Consider the following 6543-nt stretch of genomic DNA (forward strand, 5'->3'; position numbering starts at 1 on the left):
CCATCGAGCGCTTTGATCGGGAGGGGGTGGCGCCTTTGGTGGAAGATGCGGGGGTGGAGGAGGATTGCCGCCTGGCGGTTCTCGCGGACAGCTTTCCGCTCTCCCCGGAGGAGGAGCGCCAGGGCGCGGCCCCGTTGCCGTTCGTCGTGGCGGATCGGATCGAAGGCGTTTTTCAGGCGCCGCCCGCGCGCGGCGGCCTGGCGGGTCTGTGGCGCGCACTTCGGGGCGGGAAGGGGCCGCCCGAAGACGCGGGATTCAGCGAAAGGCTTGCGGATGGGGCCCAGCCGATCCGCGCGGAGGACCTTTTTTCGGACATACTGCGTGTGTCCGCTCGATAGGGAAGAGAGACTTTCATGAGTTTGATCGTTCAGAAGTACGGCGGAACCTCGGTGGCGGACCTGGGGCGGATCAAGGCGGTGGCCGAGCGGATCGTGCGCACCCGCAACGCGGGAAACCACCTGGTGGTGGTGGTCAGCGCCATGGCGGGCCACACGGACAACCTGATCCGGATGGCGCACGAGCTTTCCCCGAGGCCGGCGGGCCGGGAGCTGGATCTGCTCCTCACCTCGGGGGAGCGCGTCACCAGCGCCCTGCTGGCGATATGCCTCGAATCCATGGGTGTTGCCGCGATATCGCTCACCGGCGGCCAAGCGGGTATCATGACCGAGGGGGAGCACACCCGCGCCCGGGTTCGGACGATTCAGCCCAAGCGGATCCTTCGGGAGATTGAGCAGGGCCGCGTGGCCGTGGCGGCGGGCTTTCAGGGCGTCGATCAGTTCGATGAGGAGCAGACCCTCGGCCGGGGAGGCTCCGACCTGACGGCCGTCGCCCTGGCGGCGGCGCTGAAGGCCGATTTGTGCGAGATATATACCGACGTGAGCGGGGTATTCACCGCCGATCCGCGGATTGTGCCCGAGGCGAAGTGCCTCAAGCGCATTTCCTATGATGAAATGATGGAGTTGGCCTCGCTGGGTGCCAAGGTGCTCCAGCCCCGCTCGGTGGATTTAGCGGCGAAACACCGGATGTCGCTGGTTGTCCGATCTTCATTCGACGAAGGAGAAGGAACCTTGATTACGCCGGAGCCTCCTGGATTTGAAGCGCCTGCCGTGAGCGGCATCAGCAGCGACACGAAGCAATCGAAGCTGACGGCCATCGGGGTCGAGGACCGGCCCGGCATCGCGGCGACCCTCTTCGGCAAGCTCTCCGAAAAGTCGATCATCGTGGACATGATCGTCCAGAACGTGGGCGAGAGCGGCCTGACGGACATCTCGATCACCGTGAACCGCGATGTGGCCGCGGAGGCGGAGGCGATTCTTCAGGAGATGGTGGAGGGATCCGCCGCCTCGCGCGTCTCGCGCGACGATGCCATCGCCAAGGTCTCGGTCGTGGGGATCGGGATGAAGAGCCAGGCGGGCGTCGCCTCGCGCACGTTTTCTTCCCTGGCGCGGAACCGGATCAACATCATGATGATTTCGACCTCGGAGATTTCGATCTCCGTCATCGTCCGGGAAGCCCAAGCCGAGGACGCCGTCCGCGCCCTGCACCGGGAATTTATCGGATAAAAAATGGCTGACGATGTATCACCGCTGACGTTTCAGGAGACCATTCTCCGGCTGGAAAAATTCTGGTCGGAGAAAGGCTGCCTGATCCAGCAGCCCTACGACATCGAGGTGGGGGCGGGGACGATGAACCCCGCCACGTTCCTGCGCGCCCTCGGGCCCGAGCCCTGGAAGGTGGCCTACGTCGAGCCGAGCCGAAGACCGACCGATGGGCGCTACGGGGAAAACCCGAATCGGCTCCAGCACTACTACCAGTATCAGGTCATCCTCAAGCCCTCGCCCGAGAACGTGCAGGAGCAGTACCTCGAGAGCCTCGAGGCGCTGGGGGTCAAGCCTCTCGATCACGACATCCGCTTCGTCGAGGACGACTGGGAATCCCCCAATCTCGGGGCCTGGGGCCTCGGCTGGGAGGTCTGGCTCGACGGGATGGAGATCACCCAGTTCACCTATTTTCAGCAGGTGGGCGGGCTCGACCTTGATCTCATCTCGGCCGAGCTCACCTACGGCCTCGAGCGGATTGCGATGTACCTCCAGGGGGTGGAGAACGTCTACGACCTTGTGTGGGTGCGCGACCCCGGGGGGGGGAACGAAATCCGCTACGGGGATGTCCACCACCAGACCGAGGTGGAGTTCAGCCACTATAATTTCGAGGAGGCCGACACCGGGATGCAGTTCAAGGCCTTCGACATGTACGAGAAAGAGGGCCTCAGCCTCATCAAGAAAGGCCTGACGTTTCCCGCCTACGATCAGGCGCTCAAATGCTCCCATGCCTTCAACATCCTCGACGCGCGGGGGGCGATCGGCGTGAGCGAGCGCGCCCGCTACATCGGGCGCATCCGCCAGATGGCCCGCGCCTGCGCCGAGTCGTACCTCAAATCCCGCCACGAAAAGGAATTCCCCCTGATCCGGAACCCCGAAGACAAGAAATACTGGGTGGAGAACTATCGGGCGAAATTCGCGGCCGAGGTAGAGGGCGGCAAGAAGCAGAAGAAGAAACAGGGGGCGAAACGTGGGTAAGGAGCTCCTCTTCGAGATCGGCGTCGAGGAGATCCCCTCCGCCTACATGCCGGGGATGCTCCGATCCCTCAAAGAACTCGCCGAGAAAGCTTTCCGCGAGGCCCGGCTCGATTTCAAGGGTCTCACCGTCTGCGGGACGCCGCGCAGGCTCGTACTCCATGTCGCGGATCTTGCCGAGAAACAATCCCCCCTCAAGGAAGAGCTCCTCGGTCCACCCGTCTCCGCCGCGTTCGATGCCGAGGGAAACCCCACGAAGGCCGCCCTCGGCTTCGCCAAAACCCACGGCGTGGATGTCTCTGTCCTCAGCCGGAAGAACACGCCCAAGGGCGAGCGGCTCATGTATTTGCGGGAAGATGCGGGGATGTCCACCGACTTTATTTTAAGTTCTGCTGCTGAATGTCCCCTTATTTGGGGTGTCCTTTGGCAGCTTCCTGCACCTAAATCTATGCGGTGGGGAGAGGGACATCTAAAGTTTGTCCGACCAATTCACTGGGTTCTTGCTCTTTATGGAAGAAAACTCATTAATTACACGGGACCTGACCACGAGGAAGGCCCGCCTGTTCTGAGCTATCTTCCCCATTTTGGGAACACCACCCGCGGCCACCGGTTTATGGCGCAAAATAAAGAATTAAAAATCAGCAATTTCGCCGATTATCTCCAGAAACTGCGTGAGGCGCATGTCGAGCCGATTGTGGATGACGGCGAGGGAAATGGGCGCATCCCGATGGTCCGAAAAGCGGTGGAGGAGGCCGCCGAGAAGGCGGGCGGCGAGCTCGCGGCGGACCCGGAAGGCGTTACACGTCTGGTGGAGAAAGTCGCGCATCTTGTTGAATGGCCTTTTCCGGTGGCCTGCGCGTTCGAGGAAAAGTTCCTCGATCTGCCCGAGGAGGTGATCATCACCACGCTGGAGACCCATCAGCGCTTCTTCGCCATCCGGAAGAAGGGGGGCGGGCCGCTTCTCCCCGATTTCGTGGGGGTCAGCAACACGAAGGCCCGCGATATGGCGGTCGTCGGGCGGGGCTATGAGCGCGTGGTGCGCGCCCGGCTGGAGGATGCGGATTTTTACTGGAAAAGGGACCTCGAAACCCCCATCGAGGAGATGGCCGAGAAGCTCAAGGAGGTGGTCTACCACCCCAAGCTCGGGACGAGCTGGGAGAAGATGGAGCGCTTCGCCGCGCTGGCCGGCTGGCTCGCGGATCATCTCTTTCCGGGAGATGCGGCGCTCAGGGGACAGGTCGTGGACGCCGCCCGCCTCTGCAAGGCGGACCTCACGAGCGGGATGGTCTATGAGTTCCCCGAACTGCAGGGGGTGATGGGGGAGCGCTACGCCGCCCGCCAGGGGGTGGACCCAGCCGTATCGAAGGCGATACGTGAGCACTATCTCCCCCGCGGGGAGGGAGATGCGCTGCCTGAGGGAGACGCGGGCGCCCTCGTCGGTCTCGCCGATCGGATGGACACTCTGGCGGGGATGCTGGGGCTCGGCTACGTGCCCACCGGTTCGGAGGACCCCTTCGCGCTCAGGCGCGCGGCGAACGCCATCATCCAGATTCTCTTCGCGAAGGGCTACCGCCTCTCGCTGGCCGATTTCGCCGGGCGCGCCTTGGCGGGCCTTGAGGGCAAGGTGGCCGGGACCGCAGAAACCGGACAGCGCGTGTCCGATTTTCTGCGGAACCGCGTCGGGGCGGCCCTCGCCCGGGAGGCGGCTGCGGGGGATCTGGTGGAGGCGACCCTCTCGGCGGGGGGCGGGCACGGCTGGCACGATCCGGTGGACGCCCGGGCCCGCCTGCGGGTACTGCACAAGCTCTCCCGGAGCGCGGATACCTTCGAGCCGCTGACGACGACCTTCAAGCGGGTGAGCAACATCGTCCGCCAGGCTCGTGAGGAGGGTCTATTTCGGACTGATGATGATTCACTCGGCATGGATGTTTCAGAGGCCCTGCTTCAGGAAAAAGCCGAGAAGCGCCTTGCTTCCGAGATAAGGGACAGGGAAGATCGGGTGCGGGAAGCCCTCGCGTCCATCGGAGCGTCCCGGCGCGACGACCCGGACGAACTCGAATCCGTTTACTTGTCCACTTCGGCAAGTGTTACCGAAATCCGCCCGGCGGTTGACGAATTTTTCGACGAAGTTCTGGTCATGGCTGAGGATGTGGCACTGCGCAAAAACAGGCTGGTCTTGCTTGCGAAGGTGGCCAGCCTGTTCGCGCCGCTGGCGGACTTTTCCAAGGTGCAGGGCAGGTCGCAGTAAGTATTCAGCGCCGGGATGGGGCCCGGCAAAATTTTGCCATAATCTGAGAGTTGTGAAAGCGGAAAGACAAAGAGGGCGGAATGCATGTCTGAAAAGATGGTGTATGCATTTGGGGGGGAGAAGACCGAGGGCGGGGCGCACCTGCACGACCTTCTGGGAGGAAAGGGAGCGAATCTGGCCGAGATGGCCGGGCTGGGGATTTCGGTGCCTCCGGGATTCACGATCACCACAGAAGTGTGTGTGGACTACCTCGAGAAGGGAAGCGCTCCCGAAGGGCTTTTCGATGAGGTTCGCGCGCAGATGGCCTCGCTCGAGCGGCAGATGGGGGGAAAGTTCGGTGGAGACAATAATCCCCTGCTGGTGAGTGTCCGCTCTGGCGGGCGCGAGTCCATGCCCGGGATGATGGATACCATCCTGAATCTGGGGATGAACGATCAGACGGTCCTGGCGCTGGCGAAAAAATCAGGCAACGAGCGCTTCGCCTGGGACAGCTTCCGCCGCTTCATCAACATGTTCGGCAACGTCGTTCTGGGGATGAATCATCACGACTTCGAGGTCATTCTCGATGCGATGAAGAAAGAGCGTGGGGTGGCGGTGGACGTTGACCTGACGGCGGCGGACCTGAAGGAACTGACGGCGAAGTATGAGGCCGTGGTAAAGGAGAAGACGGGCAAGTCCTTCCCCCAGGATCCCTTTGAGCAGCTTTGCCTCGCCATCGAGGCGGTTTTCCAGTCCTGGAACAACGACCGGGCGATCACCTACCGGCGGATGTACAACATTCCCCACAGTTGGGGCACCGCGGTGAACGTGCAGTGCATGGTTTTCGGGAACATGGGCGAGGACAGCGGCACCGGCGTCGCCTTCTCAAGAAATCCCTCCACCGGCGAAAAAGCGCTTTATGGGGAAATCCTCTTCAACGCCCAGGGCGAGGACGTGGTCGCCGGCATCCGGACGCCGGAGCCCATCTCCGCGCTGAAGGAGCGGTTGCCGGAGTGCTATGCGCGCTTTATCGAGATTTCCGATCGCCTCGAGGCGCACTACAAAGACATGCAGGACATGGAATTCACCATCCAGAACGGGCGCCTCTTCATGCTCCAGACCCGCAGCGGAAAGCGCACCGCCGCCGCCGCGGTGCGCATCGCCATCGAGGGGGTGGAGGAGGGTCTTTTCGACCGCAAGACCGCCCTTCAGCGGGTGAGCGCCGATAGCCTCGATCAGCTTCTCCATCCCGCCATCGACACCGATCAGGAGGTCACCGTCCTGGCCAGGGGGCTGGCGGCCTCGCCCGGCGCCGCGGTGGGGAAGATCGCCTTTACGGCTGCCGCCGCCTTTTCCCGGACCGAAGACGGCGAGCCGATCATCTTGGTGCGCAAGGAAACCAGCCCGGAGGACATCAAGGGGATGGACGCCGCCAAGGGGATTTTGACTGCCCGGGGCGGGCTGACCTCCCACGCGGCGGTCGTGGCCCGGCAGATGGGAAAATGCTGCGTCGCCGGCTGCCATGAGCTGGATGTCCGGGCCGATGAAAAGGTGATCGAGGTCAACGGCCACCGCCTGGGCGAGAACGACTGGATCTCCCTGAACGGAAACACCGGCGAGGTGATTCTGGGGCAGGCGGCGACGAAAGAGCCTGAACTCACCGGCCAATTCGGGCAGTTGATGGAATGGGCGGACGAGTTTCGCACCCTCGGCGTGCGCGCCAATGCCGATTCGGTGCCCGAC

The 6543-nt window shown here is 63.1% G+C and carries 5 protein-coding genes; all 5 read left to right on the forward strand.

Annotated elements, in window-relative coordinates:
* Positions 1-338 (forward strand): hypothetical protein (locus O2807_10420; GenBank protein MDA1000910.1); only part of this gene is annotated, 338 nt, incomplete at its 5' end.
* A gap of 15 nt (positions 339-353) precedes the next feature.
* Positions 354-1562 (forward strand): aspartate kinase, encoded by a 1209-nt coding sequence (locus tag O2807_10425; GenBank protein MDA1000911.1) that lies wholly within the window; start codon positions 354-356, stop codon positions 1560-1562.
* Between the two features lie 24 nt (positions 1563-1586).
* The gene (gene glyQ / locus O2807_10430) at positions 1587-2576 is read left to right on the forward strand and encodes a glycine--tRNA ligase subunit alpha (protein MDA1000912.1); all 990 of its coding nucleotides are present in this window, start codon (positions 1587-1589) and stop codon (positions 2574-2576) included.
* A complete protein-coding gene (gene glyS / locus O2807_10435; protein MDA1000913.1) occupies positions 2569-4821 on the forward strand; it encodes a glycine--tRNA ligase subunit beta in 2253 nt (750 codons plus the stop codon). The genes glyQ and glyS overlap by 8 nt, the downstream gene beginning before the upstream one ends.
* 84 nt (positions 4822-4905) lie before the next feature.
* The coding region (locus tag O2807_10440) for a pyruvate, phosphate dikinase (GenBank protein ID MDA1000914.1) at positions 4906-6543 on the forward strand (1638 nt) is incomplete at its 3' end.

This window comes from bacterium, assembly GCA_027622355.1.
Taxonomy (GTDB): Bacteria; UBA8248; UBA8248; order UBA8248; family UBA8248; genus JAQBZT01.

What these genes read in the sequence shown, in the direction of transcription:
- O2807_10425 (MDA1000911.1), top strand. Translation starts at nt 354, where the DNA reads ATGAGTTTGATCGTTCAGAAGTACGGCGGAACCTCGGTGGCGGACCTG.